Source organism: Cognatishimia sp. F0-27 (genome assembly GCF_020667845.1).
Classification (GTDB): domain Bacteria; phylum Pseudomonadota; class Alphaproteobacteria; order Rhodobacterales; family Rhodobacteraceae; genus JAFMPQ01.
The window spans coordinates 34,525-49,564 of the sequence record NZ_JAFMPQ010000006.1 but is presented as its reverse complement, the minus strand read 5'-3'; the positions used below and the strand labels follow the sequence as shown (position 1 = coordinate 49,564).

At 63.3% G+C, this 15,040-nt stretch carries 15 protein-coding genes; 8 read left to right on the top strand and 7 right to left on the bottom strand.

Annotated features, from left to right (window positions below; all coding sequences use genetic code 11):
- Positions 1-53 precede the first annotated feature (53 nt).
- The 3 genes from J1C49_RS04985 to J1C49_RS04975 form a co-directional block, all read right to left on the bottom strand.
- Positions 54-620: a hemerythrin domain-containing protein gene (locus tag J1C49_RS04985; protein ID WP_227444708.1), complete on the bottom strand. Its 567-nt coding sequence runs from the start codon at positions 618-620 to the stop codon at positions 54-56.
- Between the two features lie 119 nt (positions 621-739).
- Positions 740-1,282 (bottom strand): AAA family ATPase, encoded by a 543-nt coding sequence (locus J1C49_RS04980; protein WP_227444707.1) that lies wholly within the window; start codon positions 1,280-1,282, stop codon positions 740-742.
- Between the two features lie 47 nt (positions 1,283-1,329).
- The gene (locus J1C49_RS04975) at positions 1,330-2,310 is read right to left on the bottom strand and encodes a membrane dipeptidase (RefSeq protein WP_227444706.1); all 981 of its coding nucleotides are present in this window, start codon (positions 2,308-2,310) and stop codon (positions 1,330-1,332) included.
- A 430-nt stretch (positions 2,311-2,740) separates the two neighbouring features.
- Here J1C49_RS04975 and J1C49_RS04970 point away from each other — a divergent pair, with 430 nt between their 5' ends.
- The 4 genes from J1C49_RS04970 to J1C49_RS04955 all read left to right on the top strand — a co-directional run bounded on the left by J1C49_RS04970 (position 2,741) and on the right by J1C49_RS04955 (position 7,268).
- Positions 2,741-3,922: an aspartate aminotransferase family protein gene (locus J1C49_RS04970; RefSeq protein WP_227444705.1), complete on the top strand. Its 1,182-nt coding sequence runs from the start codon at positions 2,741-2,743 to the stop codon at positions 3,920-3,922.
- A gap of 95 nt (positions 3,923-4,017) precedes the next feature.
- The gene (argF, locus tag J1C49_RS04965; protein ID WP_227444704.1) at positions 4,018-4,944 is read left to right on the top strand and encodes an ornithine carbamoyltransferase; all 927 of its coding nucleotides are present in this window, start codon (positions 4,018-4,020) and stop codon (positions 4,942-4,944) included.
- A gap of 168 nt (positions 4,945-5,112) precedes the next feature.
- On the top strand, positions 5,113-6,762 hold the full coding sequence (locus tag J1C49_RS04960) for a hypothetical protein (protein ID WP_227444703.1): 1,650 nt from the start codon (positions 5,113-5,115) through the stop codon (positions 6,760-6,762).
- A 17-nt stretch (positions 6,763-6,779) separates the two neighbouring features.
- A complete protein-coding gene (locus J1C49_RS04955) occupies positions 6,780-7,268 on the top strand; it encodes a hypothetical protein (RefSeq protein ID WP_227444702.1) in 489 nt (162 codons plus the stop codon).
- Between the two features lie 23 nt (positions 7,269-7,291).
- Here the strand turns inward: J1C49_RS04955 and truA are convergent, their stop codons facing one another.
- Complete coding sequence (truA, locus tag J1C49_RS04950) at positions 7,292-8,065, bottom strand: tRNA pseudouridine(38-40) synthase TruA (RefSeq protein ID WP_227444701.1); 774 nt, start codon at positions 8,063-8,065, stop codon at positions 7,292-7,294.
- 208 nt (positions 8,066-8,273) lie between these two features.
- Here truA and J1C49_RS04945 point away from each other — a divergent pair, with 208 nt between their 5' ends.
- The 3 genes from J1C49_RS04945 to J1C49_RS04935 are packed head-to-tail and all read left to right on the top strand — an operon-like array spanning position 8,274 to position 11,243.
- Positions 8,274-9,689 (top strand): YcjX family protein, encoded by a 1,416-nt coding sequence (locus J1C49_RS04945; RefSeq protein WP_227444700.1) that lies wholly within the window; start codon positions 8,274-8,276, stop codon positions 9,687-9,689.
- Entirely contained in the window at positions 9,686-10,225 is a 540-nt protein-coding gene (locus tag J1C49_RS04940; protein ID WP_227444699.1) for a GNAT family N-acetyltransferase, read from the top strand. Before J1C49_RS04945 ends, J1C49_RS04940 begins: the two co-directional genes overlap by 4 nt.
- Positions 10,215-11,243 (top strand): YcjF family protein, encoded by a 1,029-nt coding sequence (locus J1C49_RS04935; protein WP_227444698.1) that lies wholly within the window; start codon positions 10,215-10,217, stop codon positions 11,241-11,243. The genes J1C49_RS04940 and J1C49_RS04935 overlap by 11 nt, the downstream gene beginning before the upstream one ends.
- 24 nt (positions 11,244-11,267) lie before the next feature.
- On the opposite strand, the gene J1C49_RS04930 is transcribed toward J1C49_RS04935, so the two are convergent.
- Together J1C49_RS04930 and J1C49_RS04925 are read right to left on the bottom strand one after the other, a co-directional pair.
- On the bottom strand, positions 11,268-11,969 hold the full coding sequence (locus J1C49_RS04930; protein WP_227444697.1) for a response regulator: 702 nt from the start codon (positions 11,967-11,969) through the stop codon (positions 11,268-11,270).
- A complete protein-coding gene (locus tag J1C49_RS04925) occupies positions 11,966-12,463 on the bottom strand; it encodes a MarR family winged helix-turn-helix transcriptional regulator (protein ID WP_227444696.1) in 498 nt (165 codons plus the stop codon). The genes J1C49_RS04930 and J1C49_RS04925 overlap by 4 nt, the downstream gene beginning before the upstream one ends.
- 193 nt (positions 12,464-12,656) lie before the next feature.
- Between J1C49_RS04925 and J1C49_RS04920 the strand changes: the two genes are divergently transcribed.
- Positions 12,657-13,529, top strand: coding sequence for a branched-chain amino acid aminotransferase (locus tag J1C49_RS04920; RefSeq protein WP_227444695.1), 873 nt, complete (start codon positions 12,657-12,659; stop codon positions 13,527-13,529).
- A 231-nt stretch (positions 13,530-13,760) separates the two neighbouring features.
- On the opposite strand, the gene J1C49_RS04915 is transcribed toward J1C49_RS04920, so the two are convergent.
- Positions 13,761-15,008 carry a PAS domain-containing protein gene (locus J1C49_RS04915; RefSeq protein ID WP_227444694.1) on the bottom strand — a complete coding sequence of 416 codons (1,248 nt, stop codon included), beginning with the start codon at positions 15,006-15,008 and terminating at the stop codon, positions 13,761-13,763.
- Positions 15,009-15,040: the final 32 nt, after the last annotated feature.

Genomic DNA, 15,040 nt, shown 5'->3' with positions numbered 1-15,040 from the left:
GTCAGAACAAGACCGGGGCACGCGCCATGCCCCGGTCCCGGAGTCGCACGGATCTAGCCGCGCAGCTTGTGGTGCAGCAGGATCGGCACAACAAGATCTTCCTCATCCGCCAGATGACGCGTGAGCAAGGCCTCGATGGTCCGGCTTTCGCGCAGCACATCGGCGGTTTCCTCCCGCGCCTGCGCTTCGTCCAGCGTTGTCAGCCGGATGACGCGATTGGCGGCGCGCTCGAAACGATGCAGCGTGGCATCGAGCGCCTCATGGTCGGACTCAAGGATCTCTATCCCCGGATCAAACCGCGAATCCGCAGCCGACAGCTCCGGGAAAAAGCGCGTGTCCTCCCAATGATGGTGCCCATGCAGGCTGGAGACCAGCGCCCCGCCGAACCGCGACAAGCGCTCCGCATGGGTGTCGGCATCCCGCTCCCGATCGAGATATCTTTCGCCGTCGCGGGTCAGCGTCCGGGCCAATTGACGAAACATGAGGTGAGCCCCCATCCAGTTTGCGATGGAGGTCGCGAAATCCGGGTGATCCGGCCAAGCTTCGCGCGGATAATCCCGGAGCAGGATGCGCATGTCTTCCGGCAGCGCCGCCTGTCTGACAGTGTGTGTCTGGGTCATGGCAGCGGATATAAGGGCGCGCCCGTCCGGAATAAGGCGCATTCGGAGAGAGACCGGGTGCGGGAATGCACCTTGAGACACAAGCGGCCCAGGCTGGCTCCACGGTCAGAAGGAAACACTCAGACCGGAACGCCGCTCGACAGCGCCGATATGCGTGGCAGCGACCGGAACCCGGCGAGAATGCGCTGCGCATTGCGCTCTGGCGCGTCTCGCCCATCCAGCCTGAGATCGTAGACCATCCCGGCATGCACATGGCGCGCATCCGCATCCGCCATGCCGATTGGGCGATCGCCACGCGCCTGTTCGCGCGCTCTGAGCGTGTCGAGCGGTGTTTCCAGCCCGACAAAGAGGACATCCGTTCCGCTCAGGATCTCACGCAGATCGGCAATCCAGCGCTGCGTGTCGAGAATATGCTCGACAATCAGGGGATTGCCGCTGTGCGCCACGGCTCCGATCATCGCGTGCAGCCCGCCAAACACCCGCTCGCGAAACTCCGACCAAAGAAAATCCCCGCTGCGCACACGCTGCATCGGCAACACACCCGTATCACGCAAATGATCGATCGACAGGTGCCAGAACGGTTCCTCGGCGATACTCTGGATTGCCTGCGCAACGGTTGTCTTTCCGCTCGATGACGCCCCGTTCAGGACAATCACCGGCACCTGTCTGCCCCGTCTTTGCCCCCTGGTGTGTTCCGACCCACGCATGGTTAGCCTGCCGTGAAACTCGTTTCGTAAAAGCGCAGCCAGTTGCCGCCGAGAATGCCGTCCGTTTCCTCGGCCGTGAAGCCTGCATCATGCAATCCGTCGCGCAGCGAGTCCCAGTCCCGATTGTCGCGGAACCACTCTGGCATCGCCGGAAAACCCGGCGCCGCCGCAGAGCCTTCGCCGTAATCCATTTCTTTGGTCCAGCGCCCGACGCGCATCCAAGTCACCACACTGTCCGGCTGATCCTGGCACAGGTCGCTGCCGATCCCGAGGCTCTCCGCACCGTACCGATCCGCCGCTTCCGCAATCATCTCGCAAAAACTCTGCCTTGTGCAGTTGGAGCCATCCGCCAGGTGGTGCGGGTAGAGCGAAAAGCCAAGCATGCCGCCTGCGTTGGTCAAAGCGCGCAAGACCGTGTCGGATTTGTTGCGCAAGGCCGGGTGCCACCAGTCCGGGTTGGCGTGGGTGATGGCGATGGGGCGTGTCGAATGATCGATTGCTTCAAGCGTGGAACGCTCCGCGGAATGGCTCATGTCGATCACAAGGCCGACGCGGTTCATCTCTGCGATTACGGCGCGGCCCATCCGCGTCAGTCCGGGATCCTCGTCTTCATAGGCACCGGTCGCCAGCAGCGACTGGTTGTTGTAACTCAGCTGCATGAACCGCACGCCAAGCTGATGCACGATCTCCACCAGACCGATATCGTCCTCGATCGGGCTGGGGTTCTGGAAACCGAAAAAAACGGCGGTGCGCCCGGTTTCCTGAGCCTTCATCACATCTGCTGCACAGGTGCCCCGCATGATCAGCGTGGGATAGGTTTCGAAGAACCGGTTCCAACGCTCGAGGTTGGCCACCATCTCGCGAAAATTCTCGTGGTAGGCAATGGTCACATGGATCGCGTCGACCCCACCTTCGCGCAATTGGCGGAAGATCTTTCCGGAGAAGTTGCAATATTGCAGATTGTCGATCACGGGCACTTGCATGACGCGACGCTACCCGGCTTGCGCGCCGCACACAACGCCCCACGCATAGCGCGCCGCAAGACCCGGCCAAGGCCCCCGCACGCCAACGCTGCGTTCCAGGGCTGTCACCCGACGCGGCGACGCCCGACGCCTGCGCCCCCCCCAGGCCCGACGATGACAACCGCCGAACGAACAGCGCCGCTCAAAGCCCCCGGAACCGACAGTGTTGGACGATTTTCCTTGCGAAATCTCTCAGATCATGGCACCGCCGCTTCCATGAGCATCGTGATCCTTCTCCGACGACCCTTCTGAGCCCTCCGCGCCCGCCGCGCGGAGCGATTCCGCTGTTCCCGCACCAGTTGGTGCACCTCTCTCCACATGTTCAAATCTCTTGACGGCGCCGCAGTGCCTTGGCACCAATCGGTTTTCCGTCCCGATCGAGGATAATCTCATGATCCCGTCCGTTTTGCCGACCTATAACCGTGCGCCCCTTTCCTTTGTCAAAGGCGAAGGCAGCTGGCTGATCGAGGCAGACGGGCGACGTTTTCTGGATCTCGGCGCCGGCATCGCCGTCAACGCGCTCGGGCATGCCCATCCCGCACTGGTGGACGCGCTGACAACACAGGCCAACACGCTCTGGCACGTGTCCAACCTCTACCAGATCCCGCAACAGCAGGCGCTGGCGGACAAGCTCGTGGCCAACAGCTTTGCGGACACGGTGTTCTTTACCAATTCCGGCACGGAAAGCTGTGAACTGGCGGTCAAGATGGCCCGCAAATACTGGAACGACAAAGGCCATCCGGAGCGCTCCCGGGTCATCGCCTTCGAAGGCAGCTTCCACGGGCGGTCTTCGGCCGGCATCGCTGCCGCCGGATCGCAAAAGATGACCGCCGGTTTCGGCCCGCTCCTGCCCGGCTTCACCCATTTGGGTTGGGGCGACCATGACGCGCTCAAGGCCGAAGACCTCAGCGATGTGGCCGCGATCCTGATCGAGCCGATTCAGGGCGAAGGCGGCATCCGCCCGCTGCCCGACATGTGCCTCAAGGGGCTGCGTGCGCTCTGTGACGAAAGCGGCACCCTGCTCGTTCTGGACGAGGTGCAATGTGGCATCGGCCGGACGGGACGCCTGTTTGCCCATGAATGGGCCGGGATCGTACCCGACATCATGATGGTCGCAAAGGGCATCGGCGGCGGCTTCCCGCTCGGTGCCGTGCTCGCCACGGAAAACGCCGCATCCGGCATGACTGCCGGCACCCACGGCTCGACCTATGGCGGCAACCCGCTGGCCTGTGCGGTGGGATGTGCCGTGATGGATCATGTGACGGATCCTGATTTCCTCGCGGATGTGTGCCGCCGCGCGAGCCTGCTGCGCCAAAGGCTCGAAGGCCTGGTCGCCGCGCATCCGGATGTTCTTGAAGGCGTCCGCGGCAGCGGGCTGATGCTGGGGCTGAAATGCAAGGTCAGCAATATCGACCTGGTCAACGCCGCCTATGCCGCCGAGCTGATCACCGTGCCTGCCGCCGACAACGTGGTGCGTCTCCTGCCGCCGCTGACACTTTCGGACGCGGAGATCGCTGAAGCGATCACCCGTTTGGAACAGGCCGCAACCGCGCTCGAAAAGGCACCGGCCTGAGTGTTTCTTTGGGCTTGAAATATCCCGGGGAGTCGCGGCTTGCCGCGACGGGGCAGCGCCCCGAACTTTCCCTCCGCGTGACGAAATGAGATGACATGAACCATTTTCTCGATATCCACAAAACCGACAAACCCGCCTTGCGCGGCATTATCGACAGGGCCCGCGCGATCAAGGATGCCCGCGATGGCCAGCCCAAGGCCGCCCCCGATGCCGATACCCCGCTCGCCGGGCGCATGGTTGCGCTGATCTTCGAAAAGCCATCGACCCGCACGCGCGTGAGCTTCGATCTCGGAGTGCGCCAGATGGGCGGCCAGACGATGGTGCTCTCGGGCAACGACATGCAGCTCGGTCACGGCGAGACCATCGCCGACACGGCGCGCGTTCTGTCGCGCTATGTCGATATGATCATGATCCGGACCTTTGATGAATCCGTGCTCGAAGAGATGGCTGAATATGCCTCTGTTCCGGTGATCAACGGTCTGACCGACCGCACCCATCCCTGCCAGATCATGGCCGACGTGATGACCTTCGAAGAGCACCGCGGCCCCATTGCCGGGAAAAAGGTCGTCTGGTGCGGTGATGGCAACAATGTCTGCGCGTCTTTCCTGCATGCAGCGGGGCAGTTCGGTTTCGATCTGACCTTTACCGGCCCGGTGCAGCTCGATCCCGAAATGGAATTTGTCGGCTGGGCGCGCAATGCCGGCAGCGCGATCACGATCGAACGCGACCCGATAAAGGCTGTGGAAGGTGCGGATCTGATCGTCGCCGACACATGGGTCTCCATGCATGATGCGCAATCTGCCCGCGAGCGACGGCACAACATGCTGCGCCCCTACCAGGTAAATGCGCGCCTGATGAGCCATGCAAAACCGGACGCGCTGTTCATGCATTGCCTTCCGGCACACCGCGAAGAAGAAGTGACCTCCGAGGTGATGGACGGACCGCATTCGGTCATCTGGGATGAAGCCGAAAACCGGCTGCATGCGCAGAAGGCCATCATGCGCTGGTGTCTCGACCTCTGACAAGCCGCCGAATGGCCCGACGGCCCTTGGCGGAGCGCCGGCGATGGCGCGTTCAATTTGGCGCGCTTGCCATCACCGGATGGCCGGCCATGCGCACCGGACAGGATTTGCGGGTTTGAGCGGAGAAAAAACTTTTCAGACCGCGATCACGCTGGCACTGTCGGCGCGATGAAAGATCTGGATCATATCGCCCCGGAACCGGGTCTGCGCCCGCCGGAAACGGTCATGCGCCTGAGCAGGATGGGAGCGATGTTCCCGTCCCGGCTGTCGTTTTTGCGGGCATTGACGCGGCGCTTGCATCACGAGGGCGCCCGCCTCACCCGTCCCGTATGGGAGATCGATGCGCAGGGCTATGGTCACGCCGTCTATACCATCGCCGTGGGCGGGCGACCCTACAGCCTTGTGGCAGTATCCTCACACCTGCCCGATGATCTTCGCAGCGACCGGGTCATCGCAACCGCCTGGGACACGGCCTATGTGCTGTTTGACGGCGTTCCCGGTGCGGCGGACATCGCGCGCCTTGTGGCCGAAGCCCCGAAACAGGAAGCCGCACGTTTCAGCGAACGGGATCTGGTGCTGAGCCGCGCAAACCGATCGGTGCGGCTCTTTTCGCATGTGGTGGAGCGGCTGCGCGCGGGCCAACAACCCGATCCCGCCTTGATCGACTCCGTCGGCTACCTGATGCGGACCACGGCGGTCTACGGCAATGGCAAGTTCGGGATCGCGGATCGCGCGCTTTACGCGGACCGCCCCGGCTTGTCCGGTCCCTTCGCTGCCGAGATGCTGACGGTGTGGATGATCCGGACCTTTACCCACGAGCTCGTCGAACATCTGGGCGGCGCCCCCCTTGATCGGGACATCAAACGCCATCTCGGGATCGGCAACGCAACGGGTCTCGGCATGGCGCCGTTCCTCGTGTCGCACCCGGTGTTGCTGCACAATTGGATGACCGCGCGAGAGACCGCCCTGGCCCGGGTGCGACGCCTGCCCGCACTGGATGATGCCGCACGCGGCACGTTGCATGCGCTTGCCGAAAGAGCGCAGAGACACCTCGATTCGTGGACCCTGCCGGACCCGCACCATGCCGCGATACTGGCCCGGCTTCGACAAGACTGGGCCGAACTGCGCGTCTGGATGCGCGATGGATTTTTGCAGGACGCGCCGCTCGACGCCTTGATCCGACGCGCAGAACGGTATGACGCGCCCACGCAGGAATTGGCCGTGTCGCTGGCCATCGAGCCATTTGGCAGGCTTGTCGATGATCTGTGTGACGGCATGAACGATAACTCCGGGCTTGCCCCGCTGCCCTTCGCCACGCCACAAGAAGCCCGTCGCGCCATCGAGCGCCATTTCGACTGGGCCCTCGCGCTGCGGTTCGATGACCCCGACGAAACCCGCCAATTCTGGTATGTGTCCGAGGAAAAGCTCGAACCGCGGCTCGGCGACCGGCACAGCGAAGACGGCGCCGAACGGGAAAGCCCGCTCGACATTGCCCGGCGCGTGCAAGAGCTCTACCACGCGCTGGACGAGAGCTGCGATCTGCGGGCCTTCCGCGCCGCGAGCCCGGAGCATGAACTTGCCCTGACGCGGCTGGCTTGCGTAATGCGCCACCCCTATTCCGAGATTCGCGACAACCTCATCGGCGCGGGGTGCCTGCCCATCGACATGTTGCGCTCCAAGCTGTCGTTTTTCGGCGCGACAAAGTTCGATCCAAAATCGGACCGCTGGACCCGCGTGACACTGGCACAAGGCGCGCCTCTGCCTGATGAATTGCACTCGCCACGAGCGGATGACTGGTGGATGGCGGTGCGCGCGTGAGGCGATCCGCCTCTGAAATGTCGGCCCTGTCTGAACGTGCCGCCCGCGGCGCGGGCTTCCCGCCTGCGCAGGCAGCCCTGTTCGGACGTGCCGTCGTGATGCATATGGCGCATGGCGGCCCGGAAGACGCGCTTCTCGAAGCCCTGGCCACGCCAAAGGACAGTCCGATCCTGCGGCTCCCTCTGGTGCTCGATGACCTCATGCGGATCCTGAGCCAAATGCCCGAAGGCGGTGCTCTGACGCTTCTGGGCCGCGATACACGTCTGGCACTGGCTTATGCGCGGCTGGCACCGGTTACCCTGTCGCTCGACATCGCCACACGGGCGGATGGCACTCATTCTCTTGTCTTCGCACCGGGCGATACACCCGCCGATCCGCCCCCCGCCGGACTGGACCCGAGCGCGGATCTGGTGCGCGCGCTGTCCAAGCTCGCCTCCAAAACCTATGTCCCTGCCTCCGTCGGCGGCCGGCATGGTGCAGGTGCAGGCAATATAGACAACGACTGAGCGCCTGCCCGTTCCCGACTGTCTCAGTCCGCCGCGAACGGGTTTTGCGGGTAGCGCACATGGACAAGGCTCAAGCCTTCTGGCGGACAGACCGGCCCGCAAGCAGCACGATCGCGCGCCTCCAGCGCATCGCGCACCCGCTCTGCGGGCCAGGCACCACAACCGACCCGTTCGAGCGTGCCGACAATGGAGCGCACCTGGTTGTGCAGGAACGACCGCGCGCGCAGACGAAAATGCACTTCCGGGCCAGCAAAGCCCTGAACGCGGTCGATCTGTATCTCATCCAGCGTCTTGACCGGCGATTTCGCCTGACAGATCGACGCGCGGAAGGTGGTAAAATCGTGCTTGCCGATGAGGTGCCGCGCCGCCGCGCGCATCCTGTCCACCGCAAGCGGTTGCTTGACGTGCCAGACCTGCCCGGCCTCCAGCGTTGCCGGTGCCCGGCGATCCAGTATCCGAAACAGATAGCCGCGTTCCAATGCGGAAAACCGCGCGTGCCAGTCATCCGCCACCCGCGCAGCCGCCCGGATTGCGACCGGTGCGGGCTTGAGGTGATGGTTCAACGCCTCCGAAAGCCTGAACGGATCCCAGTCGCGCTGCAAGTCCGCATGGGCAACCTGACCGCGCGCGTGCACCCCCGCATCCGTCCGCCCGGCAGCCGCAATCGTGATCTCCCCCGGTTCAAGCCGCATCAGGGCTGCCTCTATCGCCCCTTGCACGGACGGCTGATCCGCCTGCCGCTGCCATCCTGCAAACGGGCGACCGTCATATTCCACCAGTAACGCGAATCTTGGCATGGCCGCGCAGTAGCGCGGCCCGGCCCGCCGGGTCAATGGCGCATGGCACCAATGCAAGGCACGCAGCGCGCTCGGCGTGGCTCGCTGCAGGCACGCGGCATATCCTGCCCGCCGCATACCTGCCGTCGGACAAGAGTTTTCCCCGCGCCTCTGGTTTCCTGCCGCGCGCACCCTTATCTTCGGCCAGACGATTGGAAAGGAAGCCGGTTTGGTCATTGGAACGATTGCCGACACGCTCACCCGCAGCGTTGAGAATGTGACGGGCGCGCTCTCCGAGACCTTTGTGGAGCCCACGATCCGCCTTGGGGTCACGGGGCTGTCGCGGGCGGGGAAGACGGTTTTCATCACCTCCCTGATTGCCAACCTGATGGATCGGGGACGGATGCCGCAACTGCTGGCGGAATCGGAAAACCGGATCCTGACCGCCTTCCTCCAGCCGCAACCCGACGACACGATCCCCCGCTTCGACTACGAGGCGCATCTTGCCGCCCTTTCCGCCCGTGAACCGCGTTGGCCGGACAGCACCCGCGCCATATCCGAGCTGCGTCTGTCCATGAAGATCCGCCCCAACGGGCTTCTGGCGGGCCTGCAGGGACCGCGCGTGATCCATCTCGATATTGTCGACTATCCCGGGGAATGGCTGCTCGATCTGGGCTTGCTCGACAAGAGCTATACCGATTGGTCCCGCGATATGCTGGAGCGTCTCGCCTTGCGCCCGGACGGACCCGACTTCATCGCCATGGCGCAGGCCGAGGACGCGACACAACCCATTGACGAAACGCGCGCGAAAGGGTTGGCGGCGCAATATACTGCCGCGCTCGATGCCGCGCGGGAGGCCGGGTTCTCGGATTGCTCACCGGGTCGGTTCCTTTTGCCCGGAGACCTCGCAGGGTCGCCCGTGCTGACCTTTGCGCCCTTGCCGCCTCTGGACAACGCGCCGCGCCGGTCTTTGTGGCGCGAAATGGAACGCCGGTTCGAAGCCTATAAGGCGCGCGTGGTGAAACCGTTCTTCCGCGACCATTTCAGCCGGATAGACAGACAGGTCGTGCTCGTGGATGCGCTTGGTGCGATCCATGCCGGGCCGCGCGCGGTGGAGGACCTGCGCCAGACCATGGCCGATATTCTTGGCGCCTTCCGCCCCGGTGCCAACGCGTTTCTCAGCAAGCTTCTGCTCGGCAAACGGGTCGAAAAAATCCTGTTCGCCGCCACAAAGGCGGACCACCTGCACCACACGCAGCATCCCCGTCTCGCGGCCATCATGGATGCGCTCATGCGCGACGCGCGCGACCGGGCGCGGTTTGCCGGGGCAGAGACGCAAGCCCTTGCACTGGCCGCCTACCGCGCAACCACCGAGGAGCGCATGACCCATGAGGGGCGCACGCTCGACGTGGTACGCGGGACGTTGCTTGGCAGCGGAAAACAGGCGGCGTTTTATCCCGGTGAATTGCCCGAGGATCCCGCGCATTTGCTGACGCCCGCGCGCAACGGGGCGGAACGGTGGCTCGATGCGGATTATCAGGTGATGCGTTTTGCGCCTGCACGGCTGTCCCGCAAACCGGGTGAGGGGCCGCCCCATATCCGCCTTGACCGCGCCGCGCAGTTCCTGATCGGAGACCGGCTGTGACGGCCGCACTCGAAATACGCGATGCGAAACCGCTCGATGCCGGCGCTGTCGGGGAAATCCTCACACGCTTCATCGACGATACCGAATGGATGCCCCGTGTGCATACACGCGCCGAAGATCTGGCGCATGCCGCCGGCCTGATCGACCGCGGTTGGGTCCGCGTGGCCTGTGTTTCGCGGCAGGTGGTCGGGTTTCTCGCGCGGGAAAACCATTTTGTCCACGCGCTCTACATCGCGCCGGAGCAGCAGCGGTGCGGATTGGGCCAGACCCTTCTGGCGGATGCGCAGGCCGCGAGTGACACGCTCGAGCTCTGGACCTTCGAGGCCAACCACGGCGCGCAGCGGTTCTATGAACGTGCCGGGTTCGTCCTTGTCGAGCGCGGCGACGGCAGCACCAATGACGAAGGGATCGCCGACAGGCGCTACGTTTGGGAGTCCGCTTCGACCGTCTCGGCTCCTGACTCCAGCCAACAGGGTGCCGCACCAGCCAATCTCGGCGCCGCGCAAAGCCTCGAAGGAACGCACAATGAGCGATGATCCAAACTGCCGCAACGGTCCGGTTCTGATCGAACTGGGCGACGCGGATGAAGGCCCATCCCCTGCCGAGGCGCCGGCGATTCCGGATCTGGACGATCAGGCCGCGCCGCAGGGGCAGGCCATGGCCACTGTTGCCGCGTTGACCGCGCGCCAGCCCTCGATGCTCGCACGATGGTTCTGGCGCTTGCTGGTTGCGCTGATCGGCACGATTGCTTCGATCAGCGCGTGGAATTTTGCAGCGGGCCTTGTCGCCACCAATCCGGTTCTCGGCTGGGCGGTGTCCGGGCTGATCGCGGCCTTTGTGCTTGTCATGGTGCTCATCGCCATCAAGGAAATTGCCGCGTTTTCCCGTCTCGCCCAGATCGACAGCCTTCATCACGCCGCCGCACAGGCCCGCGCGGACGAAGATCTCACCGCCGCACGGGAGGTTTCAGGCAAGCTGGTCGCGCTCTACCGTAGTCGCGACGACACGCGCTGGGGCCGTGAACGGCTGGCGGAGCGCGAAGCCGAGGTGTTCGATGCGCCCGCGCTTCTCGATCTGACCGAACGCGAACTGCTCGCGCAGCTGGACAGCGCGGCCCGACGCGAAGTGGAAGCCGCCGCACGCCAGGTTGCCACAGTCACCGCGCTGGTCCCGCTCGCCTTTGCCGATGTCGCCGCGGCGTTCGGCGCCAATCTGCGCATGATCCGCCGGGTTGCGGAAATCTATGGCGGGCGATCCGGAACACTCGGAACATGGCGGCTGACGCGGGCCGTCATGGCGCATCTGGTGGCCACAGGGGCAGTTGCCGTGGGCGATGACATGCTGGAGCCCGTGTTGGGCGGCGGTCTGCTGGGAAAGCTCTCGCGCCGCTTCGGCGAGGGGCTCGTGAACGGGGCCCTGACCGCGCGTGTGGGTGTCGCCACGATGGAGGTGTGCCGCCCCCTGCCCTTCTCTGCGCTCGAGCGCCCGTCTGCGCGCGGCATCGTGCGCGGCGCGCTTGGCGGGCTGTTCCGGTCAGAGACCGCAGAACGCTAGCCCCTGACACGGGCAAAAGGCCACTCAGTCCGGTGCCAGCATGTAGCCCGCGCCTCTCACCGTCTGGAGATAGCGCGGTTGTTTCGGATCCGTTTCGAGTTTGCGCCGCAGCCGCGTGATTTGCACGTCGACGGCGCGTTCTTGCGCTTGCCCCTTGTCGCGCCCCAATTGCTCCACCAGCTTTGACCGGCTGAGCGCCTCGCCGGGGCGGGCAGAAAAGATGCGCATGAGGTGGCTCTCCGTGGCCGTGAGCCGCACGAGATCCTCCCCGCGCCAAAGCTCGCCCCGCTCGATGTCATAACGCACATCGCCAAGGGACAGCAGCTTGGGCTGCGCAGAATCGACCTGAGCCTCGGGCATGCGACGGAGGATCGCGTTGATACGCAGCAGCAATTCCTTGGGTTCAAAGGGTTTGGCGAGGTAGTCATCCGCACCGGCCTCTAGGCCAGCGATACGGTCCTCTGCCTCGGCCCGCGCCGTCAGGAGCAGGATCGGCGTGGTGGAGGTTTCGCGGATCGCGCGGGTCAGGCTGACGCCATCTTCACCCGGCATCATGACATCGAGGACAATCATGTCGAAATCCAGCCCGGACAGGATGCGGCGCGCATGGGCTGCATCCCGCGCGGCGCTGACCAGAAATCCATTCCGGATCAGAAACTTCTGAAGCAGAACCCGGATACGTTCGTCATCGTCGACGATCAGAAGATGTGCATCCGGATCCGTCATCCGCGGCCCTCCCTGAGGCTTTGATATTGCCTGCGCATATCGGGATCCATCATCGCTTCAAGAACCCGCCGAAACCCGGCCACGGCCTCTGGACCGGCTTGTTTGTAAGCCGCGCGCATGCGCGCCCTTTGGGCGTCGCCAAGCTCCCGTTCGAGCGCCTTTCCTTCTTCGGTCAGGAAAAGGTGCCGCTCGCGCTTGTCCACACGCCCGACACGGCTCTCCACCAGCCCGTCCTCGATCAGGGTGCGCAGCACCCGGTTGAGCGATTGTTTGGTCACGCCAAGCGTTGCGAGCAGATTATTGACAGTGGTGCCCGGCGCGCCATTGATGAAATGCAGCGCGCGATGGTGTGCGCGGCCATAGCTGAGGGTGGCCAGTATGCGATCAGGGTCTGCCGTGAACCCGCGATAGGCAAAAAACATGGCCTCCGCGCCCTGCCGCAACTGCTCGTCGGTCAGGTAGAGCAGAGTTTCGCCACTTGCGGGAGCGCGCATCCGCGGCTCCAATCGTCTGTCCCCTTCGGCCATGCGCCCTCCGGCTGTGTCTGGACCGTTTTGCCTACATTACGTCAGCCTTGTTGACATTCCAAGACGGAATTGATAGCGAATCCCATCAATCGTGTAATTTTATGTCCGTTTCGGACGTAAAATGCGCAATAATCGAAAACCGCGTCTGAGGGAGATGACCATGGCTGAGGGAGCCTATGACGATCGGGACGGAATGATCTGGATGGATGGCACAATGGTGGACTGGCGCGCTGCCAACGTCCATGTGCTGACCCACGGCCTGCATTACGCCAGTTCGGTTTTCGAGGGGGAGCGCGCGTATAACGGCAAGATCTTCTTGTCGCGCAAGCATTCCGAGAGGCTGCATTTTTCCGCTTCACAACTCGATTTCGACATCCCCTACACGGTCGACGAAATCGAAACCGCGAAAGAAGCCGTTCTGAAGGCAAACGGGTTTTCCGATGCCTATGTGCGCGCCGTCGCCTGGCGCGGCGCCGGCGAAGACATGGGTGTTGCGTCCAAGCGCAACCCGGTCCGCCTTGCCATCGCGGCATGGGAATGGGGCAATTATTACGGCGATGCCAAGATGAAGGGCGCGAAGCTCGATATCGCCAAATGGAAGCGCCCGTCGCCGGAAACCGCGCCCAGCCACGCCAAGGCCGCCGGTCTTTACATGATCTGCACGATGGCAAAGCACGAGGCCGAGGCCAAGGGTTGCTCGGACGCAATGATGTTCGACTATCGCGGTTACGTGGCGGAAGCCACCGGCGCCAATATCTTCTTTGTCAAGGATGGCGAAGTGCACACGCCGACCCCGGATTGCTTCCTGAATGGTTTGACGCGCCAGACCGTGCTGACGATGCTGAAAGAACGGCAGATCAAGGTTCACGAACGCCACATCATGCCCGAGGAACTCGAAAGCTTCGAGCAATGCTGGCTGACCGGCACAGCCGCCGAGGTTACACCGGTCGGAAAGATCGGCGAATTTTCATTCGAAGTCGGCGCGCTTACACGGGATATCTCGGACGGTTACGAGAAGCTCGTGCGCAGCTGAGTCGCCGCTTGGGAGAGCGACGCATGTGTCCGCTCCGGACAGGAACGCCAGTATCCTTGCTGACGTGAAAGCGTGTGACGGAAACTATCCCTTTCCCGCTGATCCTCGATTCACCGTGCGCCCTTATGGTCGCACGGTTTTTCTTTGCGCTGCCCATTGCAGCCAAACGCGGATCGGTGGCCAACGCTGCGCAAAAATGGAAAGCTCCTTCCGGTTCAGGCTCTGCCCTCGTCAGATCAGGGTTCGCAGCATCGCCGTATGGCTCTGTATCACTGCATTCTGATCCACGATCCGTGCAAGCCGCTCCTCGATTTCATCCTGACAAGCGTCGAGCTGATCGACGATACCGGTCAAGGCCGTTCCGGAATTGGACAGCGAGGCGCTCTCGATCTTGCACATCATGCGTGTCGAACTCAGCCCGGTGACATAGCGCTTCATGTCGAGCACCGAGCGTCCGAGGCGCCCCGCCTCCGTTTCCACGCGCGTAAGCGCTTTGCGAGTCTCTTGCATGAACTCTTCGGTCAACGATTGCAGCGCCACAACCTCCGCTTCCGCGTCGACACCCACCTCTTCGGAGAACTCTTCTTTCTTCAGGGCGGCTTGCATCTCCCCATAGAGCGCAGAGGCAAAGCCGAGAAACTGGACCCGCAGAATTGCGTTCCGGATCAGTGCGAAGACACTCTCCTCGCCGTCAACAAACGTCTTGACCCATGTCGACATCTCTTCAAGCATCTGGCTGTAATTGACGGAGATGGCCGAGATAGGCCCCCCTGCGTTTTCCAAGCGCGACGCAATGATCCTCATGTTGAGGGGGACGGTCCGGATCGCTTTGAACGCGTCTGTCATCTCCATCGTTTCCGCCTGGACTTGCGCGATAGAGGCTGACAGGGCGACAAAACGCTTTTGCAGCGGATCCAGCGCGTCGCCGCAATACGTTTTTTTCGCGTCCCATTCCTCGGAGAGGGCCGCCGAATGAAACACGTCGTACGTCGGATATCCCAATTCTGCGAGGTCAGCCGCAATCTGTGCGGCGCTGTCCTCCGGGGAGAGGCCATCCGTTTCGGCGGCATGTGCCTTGGCGTAGATCGTCTCCACTTTTTCCCGCAAGGGAGATAACGGCTTGAAATACGTCGACAAGAACCCGCCTTCGATCGGGGAAACGACGCCAAAGACCCAATAGTGCCGGCCGTCAGCATCCATGTTCTTGACATAGTAGCCGGTCTGCTTCCCGGATTTCAGCCTGCCCCAGAGCAAATGAAACAGGCCCCGGGGCATATCGGCGTGCCGCACGAGCTTGTGCGGGGCGCCAAGGATCTCATCCCACTCAAAACCGCCAAGGCGCTGAAACACCATGCTGGCGCTTTCGATCACGCCGCGCGGGTCGGTACGCGTGTAGAACAGGTCAGCCGCTTGAAACGGGACTTCTCCCCGAGCGGTCTTGCGCGCTTCCTTGGCAAATTCCGGCGATAGCTCAGTCATTCCGCACCCCTTGGCAGTAGATCGGCCTACCA